The following is a 24,040-nucleotide window of genomic DNA, read 5'->3' on the forward strand; positions in this document are numbered from 1 at the left end:
GTTTTGCTCAGAAGAAAGCGCCTTTGTTCTTTGGCGTTTTTGCCGTTTTGCCGTTTTGCCACACGAAGCGTTACTTGCCCGGTGTTGGCTCCGCTACGGCTGCTGTTTTTTTGTCCTCACTGCTTTTGCCCAGCTCATGCTTGATGAATAAATAATTCTCGATCTCGCGCAACAAGTAAAACAGCGACGCTCTCGTCTCAAATTCCTCGCGCGTGCGCGGCAGCTCCGACTCCTTGATCTCCTCGCGCATTTGGCGAAGCTGATCGATAAAGCGGTACGCCGTATTGCCCGGGTGCACCGAGTCGCTGATCCGTTCGAGAAAATCAGCGATCCAATGGCTCTGCGGCACCTGCGTGTCGAGTGACGAAACGATCGGCATCATCCGCTCCAACAGTTCATACTGCTTTTCTCGCATGACAAAGTATTGGTAGTACGAGTCATCGCGCCGCCCCAGACGGTTATCGATGTCGCGCGACGCAAGCCTGAGCGCTTTTTCCAAAAGACCCGGCGCCTCGATCATCTCTTTCCCGTCCCAATCGCTCTCGCCATGCCGCAAGTAGTAGCAAAACTCCCGCAAAATTTGCCTGAACAGCTGCTCGATCTGCTTTTGCATCGCCCGCAGTTCCTTGTCTAGGCTCGGCATGTACAAGTTCACGAGCAGCGCGACCCCGACGCCGATCACCAGCAGTCCCGCTTCGTTCAGCAATAACGGGAAATCCATTCTTTGCGCCGAGTACAGGTGCATGAGCACGACCATGCTGCTGACGAAGCCCTCCTGGATGCCAAACCGCACAGCGAGCGGCAAAAACAGCAGGATGGCGAGCAAAATGGCAACAGGCGAATACCCGAGCAAATAAAACAGCGCCATCCCGATGCCAAGCCCGAGAAAGCTGGACATGATCCGGTTCCACGCTGTGCGGAACGACTGCTTGACCGTTACTTGTATGCAAAGAATCGTAATGATGCCCGCAGATGCGGGGTACAGCAGATCAAGCTGTTGAGCCAAAAAGATCGAGATCGCTGTCCCGATCGCCGTTTTTAAAGTGCGATAGCCGATTTTCAGCTTTAGAAAGCCCAGTCTTGTTCCCCTCCGCTCTGATGTCGCTTTCCTCTTTACTGTATCAAAAAGTTTCCGGGAACCAAAGCCACGACTTTGTTAAGAAACCGTGTCCTTACACCTTTTTCCCGCAGCCCGGACAGTATTGGTAGCCAGCCTTTACGCGCTGCCCGCAGTACGGACAAAAAGCTTTTTCGCCTGTCGTCTCTGTGTCCGCTTCCGCTTCTCTCTCCTTGCCGAATCGGCGGTTCAACGGGTCGCCTTCCTCGTGGGCGTCCGTAATATCGTACAGCGACATCCGCTCTCTGCCTGTAGCGTTTTTATAGTGATAAACAGCCTGAACGATCCCGATAATGATAAACAAGACCCCAAACAAAGGAAAAATCGTGCCGACCACGGGAAACGGCGAATCTTGCGTGATGAAAAATGCCATAATCGTCCAAAATACTCCGAAAACAATAGCAACGACACTTCCCGCCGCGCCCATTGCCGACGGCCCTCTTCCTGGCTTGATGCTTTTCATTGCAATCCCCTCTCCTTCCGGCTTAATCGCTTCCCAGCGCAGCCTCTCTCTGTTCTTCACATTTCTCCCATCCTATTACATCTACGTTCCGAGCACAAATCGGTTTCCTGCGGCTGGCAGGCTCGACGCCTAAAAAAGACCGAGCCAGAGCCGATCTCCCCGGGCAAAAAAAATCTGCCGATGCGACAACTAGCAGCCGCACAGCAGATTTTTGACAGATGATTACACTTCCAGTTTTTTCGCGAGCGTTTCCTGATTCAGCACGTTACCGACCAGGAAGTTGCCGAACTCGCCAAAACGGGCACTCACTTCATCAAAGCGCATTTCGTAGACGATGTGCTTGAACTCCAGCGGATCGTTGGCGAACAGCGTCACGCCCCACTCCCAATCGTCGAAACCGACGGAGCCGCCGATGATTTGTTTGACGCGTCCAGCGTAGGAGCGGCCGATCATGCCGTGGGAGCGCATCATTTCTTGACGCTCCTGCATGCTCAGCATGTACCAGTTGTCTTGCAAATCGCGTTTTTTGTTCATTGGGTAGAAGCAAATGTGCTCCCATTTTGGCAGGATCGGATACAGGCGATCGCGCACGTGCGGATTTGCCTTCGGATCTTCGCCCGGGTTATGTACATAGTTGCTCAACTCGACAACGGAGACGTAGGAGTACGGAGCATCTGTAAAGGCAGCAAAGCGGGTTTTATTGAAAGCCGTCTTGATTTCTTCGAGTTCTTGCATGGTCGGGCGCAGGAACATGAACACGAGGTCTGCTTTGTGTCCAAGAATCGAATAGAAAGCCGTGCTTCCTTGGTTTTCCGCTTCGTTCGCTTCCCAAGTGCGGATCAGCCCGTTCAGCTCGTCCAACGCTGCTTGGCGCTCCTCGGCGGAAGCCGCTTTCCACTTTTCCCAATTGATCGTGCGGAAATTATGATACGTATACCAACCTTCTAATGTAAGCAACGCTTCGTTTGCGCTCATCGAAAATCAGCTCCTTAGAAAAATCTGGTGAACCTTCGTGACAACACTCCCAGTATAGCATAAGGGACAGACAGATATTCGGAACAGATTGGTGAACAACAAAAGAAACAAGCGGCGCCAGACGGCTACCGCTTGTTTTCCACACTTGTCGCAGCGACAGTCAGCTGGCTCGCCGCCGCCTCGTCCACGATGACCGTTACATCCGGGTGAAGTTGCAGCAAGGACGCTGGCACATCCGCTGTCGGCTCGCCCTCCACCATCAGGCGCACAGCCTGTGCTTTTGCCTCTCCGCTTGCCAACAGCACGACCTTTTTCGCTCCGAGAATCGTCTTGATCCCCATGGAAACCGCTTGCGTAGGCACTTCCTCCACGCTGGCAAAATAACGGGCGTTCGCCTCAATCGTGCTCTCGGTCAGTTGCACCACCCGCGTCGTCGACTCCGCGGAAGATCCCGGTTCGTTGAATCCGATGTGACCGTTGTTGCCGATGCCAAGCACTTGAATATCGATACCGCCCGCTTCGCGAATCGCTTCCTCATAGCGCGCGCACTCCTTGTCCAGATCGACCGCATCTCCTGTTGGGACGTGTGTTTTGTCTGCTGGCAAGTTGATGTGCTGGAACAAATTTTCCTGCATATAGGCGCGATAGCTTTGCGGATGCGCCGAAGACAGCCCGACATATTCATCCAGATTAAAGCTCTGCGCCTGCGAAAAATCGATCCCTTCGTCTTCGTGCAGCTTGATCAGCTCCCGGTACATGCCTACCGGAGTGCCGCCCGTTGCCAGACCCAGGACGGTCTGCGGGTGCTGCTTCACCTCAGAGGCAAGCAATTCGGCCGCTTTGCGGCTCATTTCCTGATAATCTTTGACTATGACAAGTTTCAATTCCTCTCACCTCAATCAATATTTTCGTTCCAATACGGCTTTCGCTGTCCGTTCCTTGTATGTGAGCGCCTTTTCCTTGTTGCGCAGCGTAATGGTCGTGCAGATGACGTCCAGCACGTGCAACTGGGCGATTTTCGCAGCCAGAGAACCTCCCTGCAACGGGCCTTCCTGTGCGGCGGTCAACAGCGTCATATCCGCGACACCCGTAATCGGCGAGCGGCGGTAATGCGTAATGCAAATCGTCGTGGCTCCCGCCTCTTTCGCGACCTTGAGCGAATCGATCGTATCCTTCGTGCTCCCGGAAACAGACAGCCCGATCGCTACATCCCCCGGCCCGAGCGTAGCTGCCGCCATCGCCTGAAGGTGCGATTCACTCATGGCATCCACGCGCAGTCCGATCCGCAAAAACGCGTACTTCGCATCCTGCGCCGTCACAGCCGATGTTCCTACTCCGTAAAAGTGAATCGTCCCTGCCTGCTGCAAAAGCTGGACACAACGCTCGATCTGCTCCAGATCGAACAGGGCAGATGTATCGGCAATCGCCTGTTGATTCGTCGCGGTTATTTTTTGCGCCATCGTCTCCAGCGAATCTTCCTCGCCTACTTCGCCGTGCAAATTTTTCGCAGGTGCAACCAGCTCCTGCGCGAGCGCCAGCTTGAACTCCTGATAGCCGCGAAAACCGATTTTCCGGCAAAAGCGCAGCACCGTCGTTTCGCCGACGCCAGCCTTTTCAGCCAGGTCGATCACAGAAGAATAAATGACGCTGTCTGTCTGCTGCAAAACGATGCTCGCTACCTTTTGCTCCGATTTCGTGAAGGAGGGCAAAAGACTCTGGATGTGCAAAAGGGTGTTTGTCTTGACTCCGGCAACGGTCAACTCCTCTGTATGTCCTGCCATGCTGCGCCTCCTTTTGAAAAGTGACTCCGTTTGGTCGTGCTTACCGTCATTATATCAAAAAAGGAGTTATCCGCCATTACTTTTATATAAAGTGGAGTGTTTCTCCAAAATTTCCGCTCCCGTCCCGCGATCAACGCCCGACCGCCTCAACGTCAGCCCCGGCCAGGCAACAAAACAGTCATGACCTTTTGGTTGACCGCAAGCAGCCATATCCCGTTTCATGAAAAAAAGCCTTCCCCTGCAAGCGTGCAACTTGCAAAAGAAAGCCCTATGCATACATTTCCGTTTCCAGACGACTAGGCGAATACACGGTAGCCGAGCATGATGACTACGACCAGCACGAGCAAACAGCCGATGAAAAAGCCGATGCTGCCTTCCTGTCTTTTCGCCCGTCCCAGCGACATCTCGATCAAGCCGAAAGCGACAATCGCGAGCAGACCTTTCACGTAGAAATACACTTCGCTGGCGTGCACGGTAAACAGCATCCACGCTCCGGATACGAGAATAATGACCATCATGAGTCTGAGCAGCATATGTACGATCTTGCCCGCTTTTTCCTTGCCCGCACGATAGAGGAAGTACGCTACGATCAACAGGACAATCGCGACTTCCCAACCACCCACGTGGGACTCCAGCAACGCTTTATACGGCACAAAATTCAACCCCTTTTTCCCTTGTTTATACTTGTCCCAGCCATTATAACAGAAGTGTCGGAAAAAAGCAGATGCCTGGATGCGTGGCAGTATTGTGACACCGTTATATGCATGAAAAAGAGGCCGCCCAGATCATGCAGCCCCTTTTTCCCCACTCCTGCCATGCCTAGCGCAGCAAAAAGCCGTCCTTTAACGGATCAGTCGGATCGACGACAAACTGGTGCAAGCCTGTGATAAAGGCCCGGCCTTCAATGGACGGAATGACCGCCGGGTAGTCGCCTACCTGCGTCGTTTCCAGTACGGTACCGACGAATTGGCTGCCCACGATCCCTTCGTGCACAAACCGCTCCCCGACAGCCAACTGCCCTCTGGCAAAAAGCGTCGCCACCCGCGCAGCCGTACCTGTGCCGCACGGCGAGCGGTCAATCTGCTTGTCGGCGAAAACGGTCACGTTGCGCAAGTGTGAACCTTGCACACGCGGCTCATCCGAGATAATCACCCCGTAAATGCCAGCCAGCTCAGGCTCGAACGGATGAACGACCGCAAGCTTCGCTTCAATCTGCTGCTTGATCCGGCTGCCCCACTCCTGCAAACTCGCCAGCTGCTCGATCTCGACCTGGACACCGATGTCCTTGGCTTGCACGACCGCGTAAAAAGCTCCGCCAAAGGCGATATCGACGGAAAACAGCTTTCCTTCCCACTCGATCGGCACGTCCTTGGCGAACACAAAAGACGGGACATTCTCAAAAGCGACCGACTGGACGTGCGCTCCATCCGTGTGGGCACGCGCGATGATCCGGCCCGCCGGACTGTCGATCACAATTTTTTCATCCGGGTCAGCCACGCGAAGCATCCCTGTCTCGATCGCCGCTGTCACGACCGCGATGATCCCGTGGCCGCACATCGTACTGTAGCCTTCGTTGTGCATGAACAGGACGCCAAAGGCCGCATCCGGGCTGACGGGAGCCGTCATGACGCAACCGTACATCCCGTGGTGTCCGCGCGGTTCGTACATCAGCACCCGCCGGATATGATCCAGCTCCTGGCGAAAATAACGGCGCTTCTCCAAAATCGTTTCGCCTTTGAGAGGCGGGATGCCGCCCGTGATGATCCGCAGCGGCTCCCCTCCTGTATGGGCGTCAATGGTCGTAAACAACTGCTGGATGTTCATAGTCCTCCCACACCTTTACCTGCCAGGTTTCGCTGTTTACCAGGCGTATTTGATCGCGCACGTCTTCGTGGCGCTGTAAAAGTCCAGCGCCGCTTGCCCTTGCTCCCGCGTATGCGAGCTGGACTGCTTCATGCCGCCAAACGGAGCCTGGTACTCCACCCCGGCCGTCTCCTGATTGACGCGCACCATCCCGGCCTGCGCCAAGTCCAAAAAGCGGTGGGCACTCGCCAGATCACGGGTAAACAGCGAAGCGCTCAGCCCGTACACAGACTGGTTGCACAGCTCGATTGCCTCGTCGAACCCATCTGCCGTCAAAAGCACAGCCAGCGGCCCGAACACTTCCTCCTGAACCAAAGCGTGGTCGGCCGCTACTCCTTCCACGATTTGCGGACGGATAAAGTAGCCGTGCTCCGCTCCCGCATAAGCCGGACTTTGGGCAATCAACCGGGCCTCAGACTGGGCGATAGACACGTATTGCCCGACTGTCTCGTACTGCGCCGCAGAAGCGACCGGACCCAAGTAAGCATCCAGATCGGAAGCATCCCCGACCTTGCACAGCGAGATAGCTGTCTGCAACCGCTCGACCAATGGCTCGTAAGCCGCCTTTTCCACAATAATCCGGCTCGTCGCCGTACATTTTTGCCCAGCAGAGCGGAATGCCCCGCTGAGCAAGATCGGCACCGTTTTGTCCAGATCCGCGTCAGCGAGGACAACCGCCGCATTTTTTCCGCCCATCTCGGTCTGGCATTTGATGTTGCGTCCCGCGCAAGCAATCGCGATCTGTCTGCCTGTCGCGGACGAGCCGGTGAAGCTGACCGCGTCCACCGCAGCTTCCTCAATCAAAGTCGTTCCGATTTCCCGTCCTTTTCCGATCACCAGATTGAGCACTCCTGGCGGCAGCTTCGTCTCGGCAAAAATTTCTGCCAGACGCGTCGCGGTCAAAGAACCGTTTTCCGCCGGCTTCCAGATGACGGCATTGCCGCAGATCAACGCGGGAGCGATCTTCCAAATCGGAATCGCGACAGGGAAATTCCACGGCGTAATGACAGCCACGACACCGAGCGGCACTCGACGGCTGTACTGCAAAACATCCGTATCCGCAGACGGGATCAAATTGCCGTTGGCCCGCATTCCTTCGCCGGCATAATAGCGCAACAAACTGATGCCCCGCGCCACCTCGCCGCGCATTTCGCCCAGCTGCTTGCCCATCTCCTGGCTCGCGAGTCTGGCGAGACTGTCTGCATGAGCCTCCAGAGCGGAAGCCATCTGATACAACACCTCGCCGCGAGCAGCACCTGTCTTCCTCGCCCACTCGGCTTGCGCCACACGTGCGGCATCTGCTGCTGCGAATACGTGAGAACGATCCGACATATGCAACACGCCCACTTCCTCGGTAAAGCGCGACGGGTTTTTGACCGTCACTTCGGCTCCGTGCGGCGTGATCCATTCGCCGCCGATCCAGTTTTTGCTGTGCATGCCTGCCCTTCCCCCTTATCGTCCGCTGGCTGCGCCGACTGCGTAGTCAAACGCCTTTTTAATCCCGGCGTAGTAGTCGTCTGCCAGCGGGAGGCGCGGTGGGCGAGTCGGACCTACAGGGAAGCCAGCCAGCTCCATCATGTACTTGATCGACTGCACGAGCTGCGGACTTGCGTCGTAATGGAACAGCGGCAGCAGTCGGCGGTACAGAGCCTGAGCCTCCGCAAGCTTGCCTGCGCGCGCGAGTCGGAACAGCTCCACGCCTTCTTTTGGCAAAGCATTCGGCACGCCGGCGATCCAGCCCGTCGCTCCGATCAAGCCGCCCTCCATCACCAAATCGTCCACGCCGACCATCACTTCCAGGTCTGTCTGGGCGAGAATGTCCTGCATGCGACGCACATCCCCGGAAAACTCTTTGACAGCTACCACGTTTTCAAACTTCGCCAGCCGCGCCAAAATATCCGGGGTCAGGTCGATCTTGTAATCGTGCGGGTTGTTGTAAGCGATAATCGGCAATCCGACCGTGTTCAGCGCTTCGTAATGCGCGAACACTTCGTTTTCCAGCGGCTTGTAGTTGATCGGCGGCAAAGCCATCACCCCGGCTGCGCCTGCGTCTTTGGAAAATTGCACCCACTCCACTGCCTGACGGGTCGACGGCGCTGCCGAGCCGACTACGACCGGAACGCGGCCTTTTGCTGCTGCAATCACCGTATGGATGACTTTGGCCCGCTCTTCGCCTGTCATCGTGGCGTATTCACCCAAGGAACCGGACGGCACCAAACCGTTGACTCCTTCCTGAATCAGCCAGTCGCACAGCTCTGTCAGCCGCTTGTAATCCACCTCGTAATCGCTGGTAAATGGCGTGACAATCGCTACGTATACCCCTTCAAATCTTCCCATCGTTCATTCTCCTCTCAACTTTTTGTATTTAATGGTCTGTGGCCGCCGGAATCAGCAAAAAGCCGTTTGCCAGCTCATCTTCGGGATTGTAAAAAATCGTGTGCTTGCCCATCAGCCAGGCGCTGCCAGCAATGGTTGTCACGACAGCGGGAAGTCCGCCTTCCTCCGCAACCGCCAGCACTTTTCCTGTAAACAGCGAGCCGACGATGCTCTCATGGACAAAAGGCTCGCCCAGCCCGATCTCGCCTTTGGCAAACAGCGTAGCCAGCTTCGCGGATGTGCCTGTGCCGCACGGAGAACGGTCAATTCCACCTGGCGGCACGACGACCGTGTTTTTGACATCTGCTTCCGGCGCGCTCGGGTCCGTGTAAAACTCCACGTGCGTCAAGCCGCGGATGAACGGCTTCGCCGGATGGACGACTTCCAGGGACTGGTTGATCGCTTTGCGAATGCGCACAGCCGTGTCGACGATCACAGAGGCATTTCCCGGAGCCAGTTCGAGTCCCAGCGCCCGCGCGTCCGTAATCGCGTAAAAATTGCCACCGTAGGCGATGTCGCATGTAACCGTACCGATCCCTTCCACCGTGACGCTGACATCTTGCTTGTAGAGAAAGGCAGGAATGTTCGTAAACGACACCTGCTTCGCCTTTCCCCCCTCAACCTGGATTTCCACCTCGACCAAGCCTGCTGGCGTATCCAGTTTCAATCTCGTCAGCGGCTCGCTTACCGGAATCATTCCGGTTTCCACCAACGCTGTGCAAAGCCCAATTGTGTCATGCCCGCACATCGGCAAGTAACCACCCGTCTCGATGTAGATCACCCCCACGTCCGCTTCCGGGTGGCACGGCTCCACCACGAGAGCGCCAGACATGACGTCATGGCCGCGCGGCTCGTACATCAGCAGGGTGCGAATCCAGTCGTACTCTTTTTGCATGTGCAGCATTTTGTCCGCCATCGTCTCCCCCTGGAGCTTCGGCAGACCGCTGATGACCGTGCGGGTCGGATTGCCGCCCGTATGCGTGTCCACAGTCGTAAACACTCTGGCTGCTTTCATGGATGCAGCACCTCTTTCTTCGTGAATCGGTCGTGGCGAAGCGGTTCGGTGGGGATGATCGTGTCCGACTGTCCCTGTAGCATTTCGGACATCAGCTTGCCTGTGACCGCCGCCAGGCTGATCCCATCCCCTTCATGTCCAGCCGCGATAAAAAAGCCGGGCACTTCCTCGACGCGCGAGATGATCGGCAAATGATCCTCCGTCCACGGGCGCAACCCGCAATACGTACGGATCATGGCAAAGTCAGCGATTTTCGGATAAAAGCGCAGCGCCCTTCTCGCCATGCAGCGCACCACGTTCAGATCGATTCGCGTGTCAAAGCCGACGAACTGGCGGCTCGATCCGATCAAAAAGTTTTGACTCTCTGTCGGCTCGAACACCAGCGCAACCCCGTATTTTTCCGTCTCGGCATCGACCTGGCGCACTCCGCCGAATTTGGAGATCAAGTAGCCAAACTCCATCACCTTGCGCATCCCGACCGGAAGCTGTCTGGACGCGACGATCAAGTGTCCTTTTCGCGGCACGACCGGAATGTCGACTCCGACCATCTGCCCGATGAAAGGCGCCCACACTCCCGCTGCATTGACCACCTGCTGCGCTGTCATCGCGCCCGTATTCAGTTCGAGCTGAAACGTTCCCGTCGCCTGATCGCGGCGCAGCGCCTTGACCTCGGTACGCCGCATGATTTTTGCCCCGTGCTTTTTCGCGCCTTCAAACAGCGCAAAGGTCAGCATGTACGGATTCACAGTAGAGTCGGTCGCGCACTCCAAACCTCCCAGCAAGTCGTCGGCAAAGTAAGGCGACTCCTGGCGAATGTCCTGGCGATCCAGCATCCGAAAAGGCAGCCCGGCTTCCTTTTGCCGTCGCACCCACTGCGCTGCTGCTTCCATTTCCGCCTCTGACTCGCAGACGAGAATGCTGCCCAAAGCCCGATATTCAAACGAATGCTCCAGCTCCCGGGTCAGCTGGTCGACGAGCATCTGGCTTTGCAAGGACATCTGGCTGTCGAAGCCGGGGTCTTTGTCGATCGCCAAAATGTTGCCGTCGCAGCGCGAGGACGTCCCTGACGCCAGCTCGCCTTTTTCCAGCACGACCACATCCAGTCCAGCCTTGGCTGTGTAGTAGGCAATCGCCGCCCCGATAATGCCGCCGCCGATTACCGCAATCTGCGCATGGGTTTGTCTTGTCATGGCTGATTCTCCTCAAAAGCTTTTCGTAAAATCGTTGCACTTGTTTATTTTTGCAAATGCCGTGCCAACCAAAAGGAGCGAACATCCGCAAAATTTTTGTCTAAATTCTTTTACAACTCAACAAGCGAATGTATAATATTCGAGAAAGTGTTTACATTTTTATACACTCTTCCAAAAGGAATGATCGGGATGAACCATAAGCTGCCTGGCATTGCCGAGCTGATCCAGACGAACATGCAGATTTACCGGGAGCAACCGCTTTCTTTGCTGCCCTCGAAAGGAACCGTACCGATTGCGTTTGCCCCGCTATCTTCCGGCTGGCACGCCTGTACGCTCGCGTCTACGGACGCCGACATTTTTGCCGACGAAAGCAAGCCGCCAGCCGCATGGGAACAGGTCGGCGTCCTGACTGTTGCTGCTCCGCTTCCTGCTGCGATCCAACTGCTCGGCACCCACAGCTATGTGCTCGTCACCGATGACCAAGGGGAACCTGTCGGATATCTCGACCGCCCGACTGTTCTCCGTGCCGTTTTTACCTCTTATGAAATTTTGGAGGCTTATTTTGAGACGATGATCCAGACGATGGACGCCTCGATCTCCGTCATCGACGAAAAAGCTCGCGTCATGGTCTGGACGGAAGGTGCGGAGCGCATTTTTTCGCTGAAGGCCAAAGACATCGTCGGGCGGCCGATCACGGACTTTTTCCCGCTCGACATGCTGGAGACGCTCAAATCGCTGCATAACGGGCAATCGCTCTACCGCCATCAGCATCAGCCGCGAGAAGACCTCGTCGTCCTCATCAATACGAAACCGATTTATTTGCACGATACAATCATCGGCGCTGTTGCCGCTGAGACCGATATTACCAGCCAGGTTCGCCTGAATCAGGAACTGTTGAAGGCGAACAAAAAAGTGAATCATTTGCAGCAGGAAATGGCGAAGCTCAGCTCCACTCCCGATCCGTTCCAGCACATCAAAGGAACCAGCCTCGCCATCCGCCAGATCAAGTCGATGATCCAAAAGCTCGGCTCGACCCAGGCGACCGTGCTGATTATCGGGGAGAGCGGCGTCGGCAAAGAGCTGTTCGCCAAGGCGGTGCACGATGTGCGCGAAGGCGCAAACGCTCCTTTTATCGCGATCAACTGCGGAGCGATCTCCCCCACCCTTTTTGAGAGCGAGCTGTTCGGCTATGAAAAGGGAGCTTTCTCCGGCGCTGATCAAAAAGGCAAAAAAGGGATGATTGAGCTGGCCCGCGGCGGAACGCTGTTTCTCGACGAAGTGGGCGAAATGCCGCTCGACATGCAAGTCAAGCTGCTCCGCGTCCTCCAGGAGAAAAAGTATTACCCTGTGGGAGGAACGAAGCAGATCGAAGCCGATTTTCGCATAGTGGCCGCCACCAACAAAAACTTGGAGGAAATGATCCGTGAAGGAAAGTTTCGCGAGGACTTGTATTATCGGCTCAATGTCGTCACCCTCGCCATCCCGCCTTTGCGGCAGCGGATCGAAGACACAGTCGAGCTGGCCCACTTTTTTCTCTACGAGTTTTCCTTGCGCTACAATCGGCCGATCCACGCCATCTCGCAAAACGTCATGCAAAATTTGCTGCAATACGACTGGCCGGGCAATATTCGCGAACTGCGCAATGCCATCGAGCGGCTGGTCGTTTTTGCTACGGACGGAACGATCCGCGAGGAAGACTTGCCGTACTCTGTGCAAAGCCAGGCCAAGCAGTTGCCCGTCGAGCTGCCGGACGACCTGTTTTCTTTGCAGGAAGAACTGGAAGCGCATGAACGGCGCGTCATCCTGCGCGCGATCGAGCTGGAAAACGGCAACAAGCAGGCCGCTGCCAAAAGACTCGGCATTTCCCGCGCGACTTTGTACAACAAGCTGAACAAATAATCCGGCGCCAAAAACGAGCCGTGCCCCACTGCAAGGGGCCGCACCGCTCTCCGCTCTCCCTGGCAACAAGCTGAACAAATAATCCAGCGCGAAAGGCGAAGCTCGCTCGCACCTCGTCTTGTGAAAATCAACCTCCCGTCTCACTTTGCCGTGTGAAACGGGAGGTTGGTTTTTGCGTTTTTGCGGCGTGGTTTGCAGCAGCGCGAATGCAAAACGGGCCTGCTTGGGCTAACGGCGCCTGCCCGCCTTTTTGCACTGAAAAAAACGGCGAAAACACCCGCGCAGCTCCCGGCAGCTTCGCCCCTCTTTGGGCGGCAACAACTCAGACAAAATGCGAATCAATTCCACGGTTGATTCCTCCTTTGTCGTTGGAGAACAGCCTTGTCCTGACTGCCTGACTGACTCACGCGCCCAGGTACGCCTTGACGATCGAATCGTCTGTGCGCAGCACGTCTGCCGTATTTTCCATCACAATGCGCCCCGTCTCCATCACATAGCCGCGATGGGCAAGCTTGAGCGCTGCCTTGGCATTTTGCTCGATCAATAAAATCGTCGTGCCTTGCCTGTTGATTTCCTTGATTATGTTCATGATCTCTTGCACAATAATCGGGGCCAGCCCCATCGACGGCTCATCCAGCATCAACAGCTTCGGTCGCGCCATCAAAGCGCGGCAGATCGCGAGCATTTGCTGCTCGCCGCCGCTCAGCGTTCCTCCCAGCTGTTGACTTCGCTCCTGCAAGCGGGGAAACAAGGCAAAAGCTTGCTCGATCCCTTCCTTGACGGCCGCCTTCTCTCGTCTCTTCGTAAATCCGCCAAGCTCCAGATTTTCGCGCACGGTCAGTCCGGCAAAGATCCGCCGCCCTTCCGGAACATGGATGACACCTGCTTCCACGATTTGATGCGGGGCGCAGCCGACCAGACTTTTGCCGGCCAAAGCAATCTCGCCGCTCGTCGGCCGGACAATCCCGGAAATCGCTTTCAGCGTGGTGCTTTTGCCCGCTCCGTTGCTGCCGAGAAGCGCGACGATCTCCCCCTGGTTCACTTGCAGGCTGATCCCTTTGAGCGCCGCGATTTTCCCGTAATGCGCCTGGAGGCTTTCAATCGTCAAAAGTGCCGTCACACTGCCTCCTCCTTCCCCAGGTACGCTTCGACCACCCGCGGGTTGTTCAGGACAGCTTCCGGAACGCCCTCCGCGATTTTTTGCCCATAATCCAGAACAACGACGTGATCCGATATTTTTTTGATCAAGCCCATGTCGTGCTCAATGATCAGGACGGTCAGCCCATACGTGTCGCGGATGCTGCGGATCAACCCGATCAACGCCTCTTTTTCCTCATAGTTCAGTCCAGCGGCAGGTTCGTCGAGAAGCAGAAGCTTCGGCTGCGTCGCCAGCGCGCGGGCAATTTCCAAATACCGCTGCGCTCCGTACGGCAAATTTTTCGCGATCCGCGCGCAATCTTGTTCCATGCCGACAAAGCGCAAGCAGTCCAGCGCCGTCTGCTCGATCAAGCGTTCCTCCTGACGCTGTGCCCGCGTATGCCACAGCGCTCCCCAGACCGCTTGCTTCGTGCGGCTGTGCATGCCTGCCTTGACATTGTCCAAAACCGTCAAGTTCGGAAACAGCCGCAAGTTTTGAAAAGTGCGCGCCAATCCAAGGCGAGTGATCTGGCTTGGCTTTTTCCCGACCAGATTTTGTCCGTCCAGCAAAATCTGCCCCGCTGTCGGTTTGTAAAAGCCCGTGATCATGTTGAAGACAGACGTTTTTCCCGCGCCATTCGGGCCGATCATGCTCGTGATCGAGCCTGCACCGATCTGGACTGTCAAGTCGTTGACAGCCACAAGGCCGCCGAATTTAAGCGTTACATTTTTCAGCGTCAACGTTGACATCGTCGTCCCCCCTTCCCGAAAGCGCTGCTTCTGTTTCCCCGCTGGCTGCTTGCCCTGCATCGTATCGGGCGGGCCACAGCCCTTGTGGACGAAACAGCATCATCGCCACCAGCGCGATCCCAAAGATCAGATAGCGCCAGTCTTCCACTGAGCGAAGCAGTTCAGGCAAGGTGATGACCAGCACAGCGCCCAGGACGACACCCGGGATGCTGCCCAAGCCTCCGAGCACGACCGCGAGCAAAATCATGATCGACTGCGTAAAGCTGAAACTGAGCGGGGCAATCGCACTCATTTTGACGGCGAACACAGAACCTGCCAAACTGCCGATGACCGCTCCGATGGAGTAAGCCAACAGCTTCATGTTGATCCGATTGATGCCCATGGCCTCGGCTGCGTCCTCATCCTCGCGAATGTACATCCACGCCCTGCCGATCCGCGACGTTCCCAGCCGCTTGACCGCGAGCACAGCCAAGATGGCAATGACGAGAATCAGATAGTAAAAATCAAGCTGTCCCGCAAGCACATAGCTCCCGATGGACGGTCGCGGAATGCCGTAAATGCCGGAAGCCGAACCTGTTATGCTCAAGTTGATCGCCAATAGACGAATGATTTCCCCGAAACCGAGTGTGACGATCGCCAAGTAATCGCTGCGCAGCCGCAGAGTCGGAGCGCCAATGATAACCCCGACGACAGCGGCAAGCGCAATCGACACGGGCAAAGTCAGCCAAAACGACCAGCCGTAAACCGTCATCAAGATTCCCGTCGTATAAGCTCCAACAGCGAAAAACGCCGCGTAGCCGAGGTCAAGCAGGCCGGCAAAGCCAACGACCACATTCAGCCCCTGAGCCAAAACGATGTAAAACAAGGCGAGTGTCGCCACATCGAGCCAGTAATTATTGGCGAGAAACGGCAGGATGGCGGCGACAAGCAGCAACAGGACGACAGGCAGCTTTTTGCGATATCCGTTCATCGGCTACATCCTCTCTGTCACTTTCTCGCCCATGATGCCCGTCGGCTTGAGCACCAGGATCAAGATCAGGAGCGAAAAGGCGACGACATCTTTCCACGATCCACCGAATACAAAAGTGCCCGCCGTCTCCATCAAGCCAAGCAAAAGCCCGCCGAGCATCGCTCCCGGAATGCTGCCGATCCCGCCAAGCACAGCGGCTGTAAACGCTTTAAGCCCGATGATAAAGCCCATCATGAAATTGACGGTTCCGTAGTAGGCGCCAGCCATCGTCCCTGCCCCCGCCGCCAGTGAAGCTCCGATAAAAAAAGTAAGTCCGATGACTTTGTGCACGTTAATGCCCATCAACTGACACGCCGTCTGATCGTGCGCGATGGCCCGCATCGCTTTTCCGTAAAGCGTCCGGTTGATGAACAAGTGCAGCCCGAGCATCAGCAATGCCGAGATGAGCACAAGCCCGATCTGGGTATACGTGATCGTAGCCCCGAACAAATTGATTCCGGCATGCGACAGTTGCAACGGATACACCTGATACTGTGCGCCCCAGGCGATCATCGCACCATTTTCCAGAAAAAGGGATACGCCAATTGCGGTAATCAGGATCGACAGTCTGGGAGCAAGGAGCAGCGGACGGTAAGCAATCCGCTCAATCCCCATCCCGGCAATGCCGACAATCACCATCGTCAACAGCAGTACGACGAGTATCCCGAACAGCCCCATGCCGGAATCGCCGCCGCCAATCATGCTGAGCAAGCTGTAGCCGACGAATGCGCCGAGCATGTACAAGTCGCCATGAGCAAAATTGAGCAGCTTGATGATGCCAAAAACCATCGTGTAGCCGAGAGCGATCAAACTGTAAAACGCGCCGATGACCAAACCGTCTGCCAGCGTTTGGACCAGAATCTCCATGCCACCACCATCCCTTTGCCTGAATGACCTCTTCCTTGCTCTGGCGGCCCTATTTCGCCAATGTGAATTTGCCGCCTGTCACTTTGAGCACAGCAAAGTTGGAAGTATCGAGCGTGTTTTGCGCGTTGAAAGAGATCGTTTGACCGAGAGCTTGGAAGTCTTTCGTTTCCTTGAGCGCCTTCTTGATCGCATCGCGCTCTGTCGAGTTGGCCCGTTTCAAGGCATCTGCCAGCAAATTGACCGCGTTGTAGCTGAGCGCAGAGAACGGCCCAGGAGCAAGGTTGTTGTACGTTTGCTTGTATTCGGTGGTGAAGGCTTCTGCGCCCTCGATAAATTCGGCAGTAGGCGTAGCGGTAATCAACAGTCCCTCTGCGTTGTCCGCTCCGGCGATTTTGATGACGTCCTCGCTGAACGATCCGTCGCCTACGAGAAACAGGCCCGGTACTGCTTTTTGCTTGAACTGTTTGACCAACAGCCCACCAGCCGCATAGTAGCCGGTAAAATAGGTGGCGTCTGGCTGCAATCCTTTCAGCTTGGTGACGAGCGCGCTGAAATCTTTTTCTTCGGGATTGATCGCTTCATAGGCGATGACGGTGCCGCCGCTCTTTTCCACGGCAGCTTTGGCGAAGTCGGCGAGGTCTTTGGCATAAGCGGAGTTGTCGTGAATGAGAGCGACTTTTTTGGCCTGGTTGGCTGCCATGTAATCTGCTGCGGTTTGGGCTTGGTCTGGGGTTAGGCCATTGATCAAAAACAGGGTGTCATAACCTTGGGCTGGCAATTTTGCCGAGTTGGCTGCCGGGACGATCATCGGGATATTCGCATTTTTGAACACACCGGAAGAAGGAAGCGTAGCACCGGAGCAGTAGCCGCCCACGACTGCGACTACATTTTGCGAGACGAGCTTGTTCGCTGCGGTCGTTGCCATTTGCGGATCGCATCCGTCATCCGCGACTTCGATTTTCAGCTTTTTTCCAAGCACGCCGCCGCTGTCATTCACTTTTTTCACAGCCATTTCGATGGCGTTTTGCATGTCTTTCCCATCTGTTGCGTTGTTTCCCGTCACTGGCAAAAGCACGCCGACCAGGATTTCATTGGCGTCCGCTGCACCTTGGCCCTGGTTCGCACATCCCGCAACGGCGAGCGACAGACTAAGCAACGCTGCAACCACTACACTGCCCCATTTTTTCATAGACCTTCCCCCATTCACTTGTTATTCGATCGACGTCCATTTCCAGTCGATTGCGCCCAATCCGTCCTGGAAGACTCCTTTTACCTTGTCGTTTTTCACCCATGTATGCGTGTAAAAGTAGATCGGCATGATCGGCATTTCATCCATCATGATTTGCTCGGCTTCCCGCAAAATCGCCTTGCGTTTGTCCGGATCACCCTCTGTCGCAGACTGGTTCAGCAATTCCTTGAATTTCGGATTTTCCCAGCGCGTGTCGTTGTTTCCGCCGTCCTTTTCCTTGAACAGCTCCAGGAAGTTGATCGGATCGTTGAAATCGCCGGACCAGCCAAGGCGCCCTACTTGATAGTTTCCTTCGTGCATCGTTTCCAGGTAGACTTTCCACTCCTGGTTTTCCAGCTTCACTTCCACACCGAGATTTTTGCGCCATTGATCCTGAATGGCCTCGGCGATTTTTTTGTGACCTTCGGACGTGTTGTAAACGAGTGTTACAGGTGGGAGCTTGGACAGGCCCTGTTCTTTCATGCCCTCTTCGAGCAGCTTTTTCGCTGTCTCCAGATCGTTGTCTTTGAAGTATCCATCCGGGTTGAGGGCCATCGTTGGCGGAACGGCCCCCATGGCTGGCTGCTGGTTGGCCTGGAGAACGTTGTCGATGAGAATTTGGCGGTTGATCGCATAGGCGAACGCTTTGCGGATTTTCACGTTATTAAAAGGAGGTTGCTCTGTATTGAACTTGTACCAGTACGTCGCGCCGACTGGTTTTACTTGCAGCTTGCCGCTGTCTTTCAAGGCTGGCATGGCATCGGTCGGCAAAGAGCTAAGCGGAGCGCCTGCCCAGTCAATTTCGCCGTTCTCGAACATGGACAGCTCCGTATTCTCGTCCTCTACCATGGAAAACTCGATTTTGTCGAGCTTGACGCTGTCTTTGTCCCAATAGTTCTCGTTTTTGACCATGACCATCTTGCTCTTGTGCTCCCATGTTTCCATCTTGAACGGGCCGTTTCCGACATGCGTCTTGGCATCGCCTGCCCAGGTCGCCGATGATTCAATCACTTTTTTATTTACCGGGAAATAAGTTTGGAAGGCGGTCAGCTCCAGGAAAAACGGCGTCGGATTGGCAAGCTCCACTTGCAATGTCTTGTCATCAAGCGCTTTGACCCCGACTTCGTCCAGGCTGCCATTGCCTTTGTTCGCTTTTTCCGCGTTTTTGATGTAGTACAGCTGGTAGGCGTAATTCGAAGCTGTCTTGGGGTCGAGGGCACGTTTCCAGGCGTAGACGAAGTCATGGGCGGTTACGGGATCGCCGTTGCTCCATTTCGAGTCGCGCAGCTTGAATGTATACGTTTTCAAATCAGGAGATACTTCGATTTTTTCTGCTACTGCCTCCTCTGGCTTTCCGGAAGGCCCGATGCGGGTCAGCCCGTCAAAGAGCGCCTTCACGATTGCGGCTGATGTCGTATCCTCAGCCAGTCCCGGATCGCCTGTCGGCGGCTCGGAGTGCAAATTCCAGCGCAAGACTTGCGCCTCTTTCGGCTTTTCCGCTGGTGCAGGCTGCGCATTGCCTTGTGCTTGTCCAGATTGTGCTGGCTGGCTCGTCGGCTGGGCGGCTTGCTGCCCTCCCCCGCAACCTGCGAGTGCTACCCCCAGTACCGCGATACTGCTGACTAATGCAAACATGCTTTTTTTCACGCGATCAACCCCTCTTCTTATGAACTGTTGCAAATTTTGCAAAATACTGAAAATGCAACATGTGTGCCAAATGGAAATATGCAGGGATTTTTGACACACGGGTGAATAGTGTATAAACATTTGTACACATGGACAGATGCGCTGTTTCATTTGTTAGACACTGTTGTCTGGAATATGGCTTGGGGCAGATTTGCATAGGAAAAGACCCTCGACTTTTCGCTACAGTCGAGGGTCCTGGCTTTTGGCTTTTGGCTTTTGGCTTTTGGCTTTTGGCTTTTGGCTTTTGGCTTTTGGCTTTTGGCTTTTACAAAATAATGAGTTCGCGCGGGGAATGCGTCAATACATCGTTGCCTGTATCGGTGACAACAAGGTCATCCTCGATTCGGACTCCGCCAAGCCCCGGAATATAAATACCTGGCTCGACAGTCAAAACCATGCCCGCCGCAAGAATCGCTTCGCAACGTGTCGACATGAACGGCTCCTCATGAATGTCCAGCCCTACGCCATGACCCATGCCGTGACCAAACCGTTCGCCGTATCCGTGTTGCGCGATGTAGTCGCGAGCGAGCGCATCTGCCGCTTTTCCAGACAGCCCGGGGCGAATCCCCGCTACCGCACGATTTCGCGCTTCGAGAACGATGCCGTATATTTCTTGAAGCTGTTCATGCGGCTGTCCGACGGCAACTGTACGGGTAATGTCGGAGCGATAGCCTTGGTACAGAGCGCCAAAGTCCATGGTCACCATATCGCCGCTCTCGATCTTTTTGTCGCTCGCCACCCCGTGCGGCAGAGCAGAGCGATGACCGGAGGCGATAATGATGTCAAAAGCAGAGCCTGACGCTCCTTGTTTGCGCATGAACATTTCCAGCTCATTAGACACATCCAGCTCTGTAATGCCTGGGCGCAAGAACGTCAAGATGTGAGCAAAAGCCGCATCCGCTATCTGTGCGGCTGTCTTGATCTTGTCCAGCTCGTCTGCGCTCTTGATCATGCGCAGCCCCTCGACTACGCCAGCAACCGGCAGCAAACGTGCTTGAATCGCATCCGCATACTTTTGATGCAAAGCATACGTCACGTTTTCTGATTCAAAACCGAGGGTCTGGATGCCCATTTCCTCTGCCTGGCGAGCGACTTCGCTGTAAACGGATTCTTTTGTCGGCAAAAATACAATCTCAAAATCGACAGCCTGGGCTTTGGCCTGCTCCGTATAACGGAAGTCAGTGAACAGCTTTGCCTCGTTCCGCGATACAAGCACCACTCCGTATGTACCTGTAAACCCGGTCAAATAGCGGCGGTTTTGCCCGTTTGTAACGAGCATTCCATCCATTCCCAAAGCATCGAATTGTGTGCGCAGACGTGTCAATTTGTCCATGTGGTCATCCCTCTTCGCTTCTGTGATTTTCGTTCTTTTTCTATAAGCTCTATAAGCAATCCTCGTGCCAAGCTTCCTTGCCCATTTGCGCTTTCTGCGGGGGTTTGTCTGTTGTTTTTATTGTAACACTCGCTGCTTCTGGCACGACACTTGCATTTTGCTATCTGACAACAACGAAGGGAGGCTTTTTGCATGGACGCACAGCAGGTGATCATTTGTCGCTGCGAGGAAGTATCTCTGGAAGAGCTGCTGAGCACTGCCCGCGAGTACCAGTGCACCGCTCGCGAATTGAAGCTGCGGACCAGAGCTGGCATGGGCTGCTGCGGTGGCAGAACGTGCCGGATTTTGATCGAGCAAATCGTTGAACAAGCAACAGGCCAAGTGCCTACGCATACAGTTTCGCTTGGATATCAGCCGCCTGTACGGCCCATTTCGTTTCAAACGCTTGGAGGAAAAAGCTCATGAGTCAACGCATCTTCCATCATCCTGTGCTTGGTTCTATGGAAGAAAGAACCGCTCTCCAGTTTCAGTTCAACGGCGCTGTTTATACCGCTTACGAAGGGGAAACCATTGCCGGCGCGCTTTTGGCTGCTGGCGTGCGCACGCTTCGGGTTCATGAAGAAACAGGGACTCCGCGGGGCATTTACTGTAACATTGGCCATTGCTACGAATGCCGTGTGCATGTGGACGGCATCCCGACTGTGCGAGCGTGTATGACGCTTGTTACGGAAGGAATGTGCGTAACAGCAGGCTCCGTTCTGCCGACTCCGCTGAAAAAAGGAGGGCACGCAAAATGAACGATGTTCTGGTCATCGGAGCTGGCCCTGCTGGCTTATCTGCTGCCATTGCCGCCGCCCGACAAGGATTGTCTGTGAAAATCGTCGATGAGTTTTATCGGCCGGGCGGCAGACTGCTCGGACAGTTGCACGAAGAACCGGACGGGGTATGGTGGAACGGCTTGGCTGAAGCCGCCCGTCTGGATCAGGAAGCCAGAGCACTTGGGGTCAACATCTCCTGTGGTGTTTCGGTGTACGATATTGCCCGCTGCGACGACCGCTGGCGGATTTCCACGACAGAAGGCGAGTGGGAGTCTTCGCTGCTGCTGATTGCTACCGGGGCGTCCGAAGCTGCGGTTCCCGTTCCCGGCTGGACATTGCCCGGTGTGATGTCGATTGGAGCCGCACAAGTTATGACAAATGTGCAGCGTGTTCGCGTAGGCAAAAAAGGCGTGGTGATCGGCGTCAATATTTTGTCTGTCGCGATTGCCAGAGAGTTGCAGCTGGCTGGCGTGCATGTCGAGCAGCTGATTTTGCCTCCCCTGTGTGAGGTGAGCGGAAAGGCAGGACGGCCCCATGAGATTATGCGCTCGTTGCTGCGGGTCGCCCATCTCGCCCCCTCGCCTGTCATTCGCCTCGGAAGCAAGCTGATGGGCAGCGAGTGGATGCAGCGGTTGGCGATTGCTTTTTTTCCGTCCAAAGGTGTGCGCATGTGGGATATGCCGATCCATTTGCGCACAGCCGCATTGGAGATCGTCGGAACTTCACAAGTGGAGGGAGTCAGGACTGCCCGCGTCACGCCGGAAGGATTGCCGATTCCCGGGACGGAACGGCTCATTCCGGCTGACTTTGTTTGCATCGCGGGCGGGTTGAGTCCACTCGCAGAGCTGGCGGCCATTGCCGGATGTCCTTTTGCCTATGTTCCCGCCCTCGGAGGACACGTCCCTTTGCACGATGAATACATGAAAACGCCTTTGCCGGGGCTGTACGTTGCAGGCAATATTACGGGGATCGAAAGCGCCAAGGTTGCGATGAGCCAAGGGGTGGTCGCTGGCTTGAGCATGGCGCAAGCATCCGGGCTGCTTGCGGATGATTCATTGCTGTCGCAAGCGCAGCTCCAGGTCAAACGCGTGCGGCAAAACGCAACGATCCAGTTTCACCCCGATATTGCGGCTGGGCGAGAGCTTATCGGGCAAATGACCGCTGCGTGGATAGCCAGATAAGGGGCTTTTTAGGTAGAGAGGCACTGTCTGGGGCTTCCTGATAAGCGGGCTTTTCAGGCAAATGACCGTTGCGTGGACAGCCAGGTAAGGGACTTTTCAGGTAGAGAGGCACTGTCTGCGGCTTCCTGATAAGCGAGCTTTTCAGGCAGATTGACCGTTACGGCGGTATCCCGATAGTGACTTTTCAGATAGAGGGACACTGTCTGGGGCTTCCTGATAAGCGAGTTTTTCAAGCAGATAACCATTGCAGCGGTATCCAGATAAGTGGTTTTTCAGATTTTTTCAACGAAAACGAGCAGATGGTTTCCTCCTGGTTCGGGAATCAATCTGCTCCTTCTGTGTTGTTCAGCGTATTTATACTGTTCGTAGTATTCGCAGCATGTCCGGGCGGAATTGCTTCTCCAGCGATGTCGGAAATCGCGCCTTCTGCTACGCTTATGTAATGAGCAACAAGCTCCGGGTAATCAGCCAGCTCCTTTTCTCCCGAAGCGGTTAGCGCGTACACCCCTCGCTTGACTCTCGTGAACCAGCCGTAAAAATTTTTGCTGAGAATCGAAGCGGTCTTCTCCTGCGCCCCTTTTTCCTTTAACGCCTTTGGCGATAACGGGCCAAAATGCTGAAGCAGGGCGGCGATCTGGATGCAGCCTTGCTTGTACGCTGTCATGATCTTCGTCTGATTGCTGCCGCCTACATTGTAATCTCCGTACCTGCCGCGCATTTCTTTGATGATTCGCTCTCGTTTCTTCTTGTTAAACTTTTGGCTTTTGCCCCGGTCAAATGGTGCCGGAGAAATGCTCAGCTCCATAGTCGCGCCTTTTTTCGGAAACGACACAATGATCAAGCCCAGTTCCAGCCTTCTGATGAGATATACGACGTCTTGCCACTTTTTTGAATACATTTTGTATTTCGGCTTGGGAATCGCGACGTACACATGATCGGTATATCTTTGGCGCTTGGCTGCCTGAATCAGCAAGTCGACACTGAGATTGCGCTTGAACTCGACAATGATCAGCTCGTCTTCCTTGATGGCCGTCAAATCGCAATGATTGACCTCTCCAAATACTTCATACCCTCTGCCGACAAAATAGTCACGAATAGGGGCGTACATATCCACTTCATACGGTTTGGCTGATTTTAGCTTCATGCGTTTCTCCTTTCTTGCATCAATCGTCTCATTATTTGACGCTGAAAATGCAAAAAAAAGCCACGCAATGGGGCTTGCACGGCTTTTCACGGAATTGTTTCGTTCATTCCCTGAAAACTGAATAAGCATGAATGCTAAGAGTGTGTGGATAAGTCCTCGACCGATTAGTATTCGTCAGCTCCACGCGTTACCGCGCTTCCACACCGAA

Annotated in this window: 24 protein-coding genes and 1 rRNA gene (1 of these 25 running past the window's edge); 4 read left to right on the top strand and 21 right to left on the bottom strand. The window is 55.0% G+C overall.

Going from position 1 to position 24,040, the window contains the following annotated elements; translation table 11 throughout:
- Window positions 1-70 precede the first annotated feature (70 nt).
- The 11 genes from NST23_RS21545 to NST23_RS21595 all read right to left on the bottom strand — a co-directional run bounded on the left by NST23_RS21545 (window position 71) and on the right by NST23_RS21595 (window position 10,780).
- A complete protein-coding gene (locus NST23_RS21545) occupies window positions 71-1,078 on the bottom strand; it encodes an aromatic acid exporter family protein (RefSeq protein WP_340965209.1) in 1,008 nt (335 codons plus the stop codon).
- 94 nt (window positions 1,079-1,172) lie between these two features.
- Window positions 1,173-1,580: a zinc ribbon domain-containing protein gene (locus NST23_RS21550; RefSeq protein ID WP_217022403.1), complete on the bottom strand. Its 408-nt coding sequence runs from the start codon at window positions 1,578-1,580 to the stop codon at window positions 1,173-1,175.
- Between the two features lie 222 nt (window positions 1,581-1,802).
- Entirely contained in the window at window positions 1,803-2,555 is a 753-nt protein-coding gene (hemQ, locus tag NST23_RS21555) for a hydrogen peroxide-dependent heme synthase (protein WP_122965975.1), read from the bottom strand.
- A gap of 125 nt (window positions 2,556-2,680) precedes the next feature.
- Window positions 2,681-3,439, bottom strand: a complete 759-nt coding sequence (gene nagB, locus NST23_RS21560; protein ID WP_122965976.1) for a glucosamine-6-phosphate deaminase — start codon at window positions 3,437-3,439, stop codon at window positions 2,681-2,683.
- A gap of 15 nt (window positions 3,440-3,454) precedes the next feature.
- Entirely contained in the window at window positions 3,455-4,336 is an 882-nt protein-coding gene (locus tag NST23_RS21565; RefSeq protein WP_122965977.1) for a MurR/RpiR family transcriptional regulator, read from the bottom strand.
- 296 nt (window positions 4,337-4,632) lie between these two features.
- The gene (locus NST23_RS21570; protein ID WP_173598146.1) at window positions 4,633-4,998 is read right to left on the bottom strand and encodes a YisL family protein; all 366 of its coding nucleotides are present in this window, start codon (window positions 4,996-4,998) and stop codon (window positions 4,633-4,635) included.
- A 157-nt stretch (window positions 4,999-5,155) separates the two neighbouring features.
- Window positions 5,156-6,160 (bottom strand): proline racemase family protein, encoded by a 1,005-nt coding sequence (locus tag NST23_RS21575; protein ID WP_274874218.1) that lies wholly within the window; start codon window positions 6,158-6,160, stop codon window positions 5,156-5,158.
- 36 nt (window positions 6,161-6,196) lie between these two features.
- Entirely contained in the window at window positions 6,197-7,636 is a 1,440-nt protein-coding gene (locus NST23_RS21580; RefSeq protein ID WP_122965981.1) for an aldehyde dehydrogenase family protein, read from the bottom strand.
- 15 nt (window positions 7,637-7,651) lie between these two features.
- On the bottom strand, window positions 7,652-8,536 hold the full coding sequence (locus NST23_RS21585) for a dihydrodipicolinate synthase family protein (RefSeq protein WP_122965982.1): 885 nt from the start codon (window positions 8,534-8,536) through the stop codon (window positions 7,652-7,654).
- Between the two features lie 28 nt (window positions 8,537-8,564).
- The gene (locus NST23_RS21590) at window positions 8,565-9,590 is read right to left on the bottom strand and encodes a proline racemase family protein (RefSeq protein WP_274874219.1); all 1,026 of its coding nucleotides are present in this window, start codon (window positions 9,588-9,590) and stop codon (window positions 8,565-8,567) included.
- Entirely contained in the window at window positions 9,587-10,780 is a 1,194-nt protein-coding gene (locus tag NST23_RS21595) for an NAD(P)/FAD-dependent oxidoreductase (protein WP_122965984.1), read from the bottom strand. Before NST23_RS21595 ends, NST23_RS21590 begins: the two co-directional genes overlap by 4 nt.
- A 189-nt stretch (window positions 10,781-10,969) precedes the next feature.
- Between NST23_RS21595 and NST23_RS21600 the strand changes: the two genes are divergently transcribed.
- Window positions 10,970-12,679, top strand: a complete 1,710-nt coding sequence (locus NST23_RS21600; RefSeq protein ID WP_122965985.1) for a sigma-54 interaction domain-containing protein — start codon at window positions 10,970-10,972, stop codon at window positions 12,677-12,679.
- A gap of 403 nt (window positions 12,680-13,082) precedes the next feature.
- On the opposite strand, the gene NST23_RS21605 is transcribed toward NST23_RS21600, so the two are convergent.
- The 7 genes from NST23_RS21605 to NST23_RS21635 all read right to left on the bottom strand — a co-directional run bounded on the left by NST23_RS21605 (window position 13,083) and on the right by NST23_RS21635 (window position 20,689).
- Entirely contained in the window at window positions 13,083-13,799 is a 717-nt protein-coding gene (locus NST23_RS21605; protein ID WP_122965986.1) for an ABC transporter ATP-binding protein, read from the bottom strand.
- Entirely contained in the window at window positions 13,796-14,566 is a 771-nt protein-coding gene (locus NST23_RS21610) for an ABC transporter ATP-binding protein (RefSeq protein ID WP_122965987.1), read from the bottom strand. Before NST23_RS21610 ends, NST23_RS21605 begins: the two co-directional genes overlap by 4 nt.
- Window positions 14,532-15,536: a branched-chain amino acid ABC transporter permease gene (locus tag NST23_RS21615; RefSeq protein WP_122965988.1), complete on the bottom strand. Its 1,005-nt coding sequence runs from the start codon at window positions 15,534-15,536 to the stop codon at window positions 14,532-14,534. The genes NST23_RS21610 and NST23_RS21615 overlap by 35 nt, the downstream gene beginning before the upstream one ends.
- A 3-nt stretch (window positions 15,537-15,539) precedes the next feature.
- The gene (locus NST23_RS21620) at window positions 15,540-16,442 is read right to left on the bottom strand and encodes a branched-chain amino acid ABC transporter permease (protein ID WP_122965989.1); all 903 of its coding nucleotides are present in this window, start codon (window positions 16,440-16,442) and stop codon (window positions 15,540-15,542) included.
- 49 nt (window positions 16,443-16,491) lie between these two features.
- Entirely contained in the window at window positions 16,492-17,631 is a 1,140-nt protein-coding gene (locus NST23_RS21625) for a branched-chain amino acid ABC transporter substrate-binding protein (RefSeq protein WP_173598142.1), read from the bottom strand.
- Between the two features lie 21 nt (window positions 17,632-17,652).
- Window positions 17,653-19,317, bottom strand: a complete 1,665-nt coding sequence (locus tag NST23_RS21630; protein WP_217022395.1) for a peptide ABC transporter substrate-binding protein — start codon at window positions 19,315-19,317, stop codon at window positions 17,653-17,655.
- A gap of 304 nt (window positions 19,318-19,621) precedes the next feature.
- Window positions 19,622-20,689, bottom strand: coding sequence for a M24 family metallopeptidase (locus tag NST23_RS21635; RefSeq protein WP_122965992.1), 1,068 nt, complete (start codon window positions 20,687-20,689; stop codon window positions 19,622-19,624).
- 192 nt (window positions 20,690-20,881) lie between these two features.
- Here NST23_RS21635 and NST23_RS21640 point away from each other — a divergent pair, with 192 nt between their 5' ends.
- From NST23_RS21640 to NST23_RS21650, 3 genes are read left to right on the top strand one after another with little or no spacing between them, the layout of a single operon-like run.
- On the top strand, window positions 20,882-21,154 hold the full coding sequence (locus NST23_RS21640; RefSeq protein WP_063227839.1) for a (2Fe-2S)-binding protein: 273 nt from the start codon (window positions 20,882-20,884) through the stop codon (window positions 21,152-21,154).
- Complete coding sequence (locus NST23_RS21645; RefSeq protein ID WP_173598141.1) at window positions 21,151-21,486, top strand: (2Fe-2S)-binding protein; 336 nt, start codon at window positions 21,151-21,153, stop codon at window positions 21,484-21,486. The genes NST23_RS21640 and NST23_RS21645 overlap by 4 nt, the downstream gene beginning before the upstream one ends.
- Window positions 21,483-22,688, top strand: a complete 1,206-nt coding sequence (locus tag NST23_RS21650) for an NAD(P)/FAD-dependent oxidoreductase (RefSeq protein ID WP_340964556.1) — start codon at window positions 21,483-21,485, stop codon at window positions 22,686-22,688. Before NST23_RS21645 ends, NST23_RS21650 begins: the two co-directional genes overlap by 4 nt.
- 53 nt (window positions 22,689-22,741) lie before the next feature.
- Here NST23_RS21650 and NST23_RS21655 read toward each other — a convergent pair whose 3' ends face one another.
- The 3 genes from NST23_RS21655 to NST23_RS21665 form a co-directional block, all read right to left on the bottom strand.
- Window positions 22,742-22,888 carry a hypothetical protein gene (locus tag NST23_RS21655; protein WP_340964559.1) on the bottom strand — a complete coding sequence of 49 codons (147 nt, stop codon included), beginning with the start codon at window positions 22,886-22,888 and terminating at the stop codon, window positions 22,742-22,744.
- A 122-nt stretch (window positions 22,889-23,010) separates the two neighbouring features.
- Window positions 23,011-23,832 carry a DUF2161 domain-containing phosphodiesterase gene (locus NST23_RS21660; protein ID WP_287102178.1) on the bottom strand — a complete coding sequence of 274 codons (822 nt, stop codon included), beginning with the start codon at window positions 23,830-23,832 and terminating at the stop codon, window positions 23,011-23,013.
- Window positions 23,833-23,976: 144 nt separating this feature from the next.
- Window positions 23,977-24,040, bottom strand: a 23S ribosomal RNA gene (locus NST23_RS21665); it runs 2,863 nt beyond the window's last position.

This window comes from Brevibacillus sp. FSL K6-0770, from assembly GCF_038000275.1.
Classification (GTDB): Bacteria; Bacillota; Bacilli; order Brevibacillales; family Brevibacillaceae; genus Brevibacillus; species Brevibacillus parabrevis.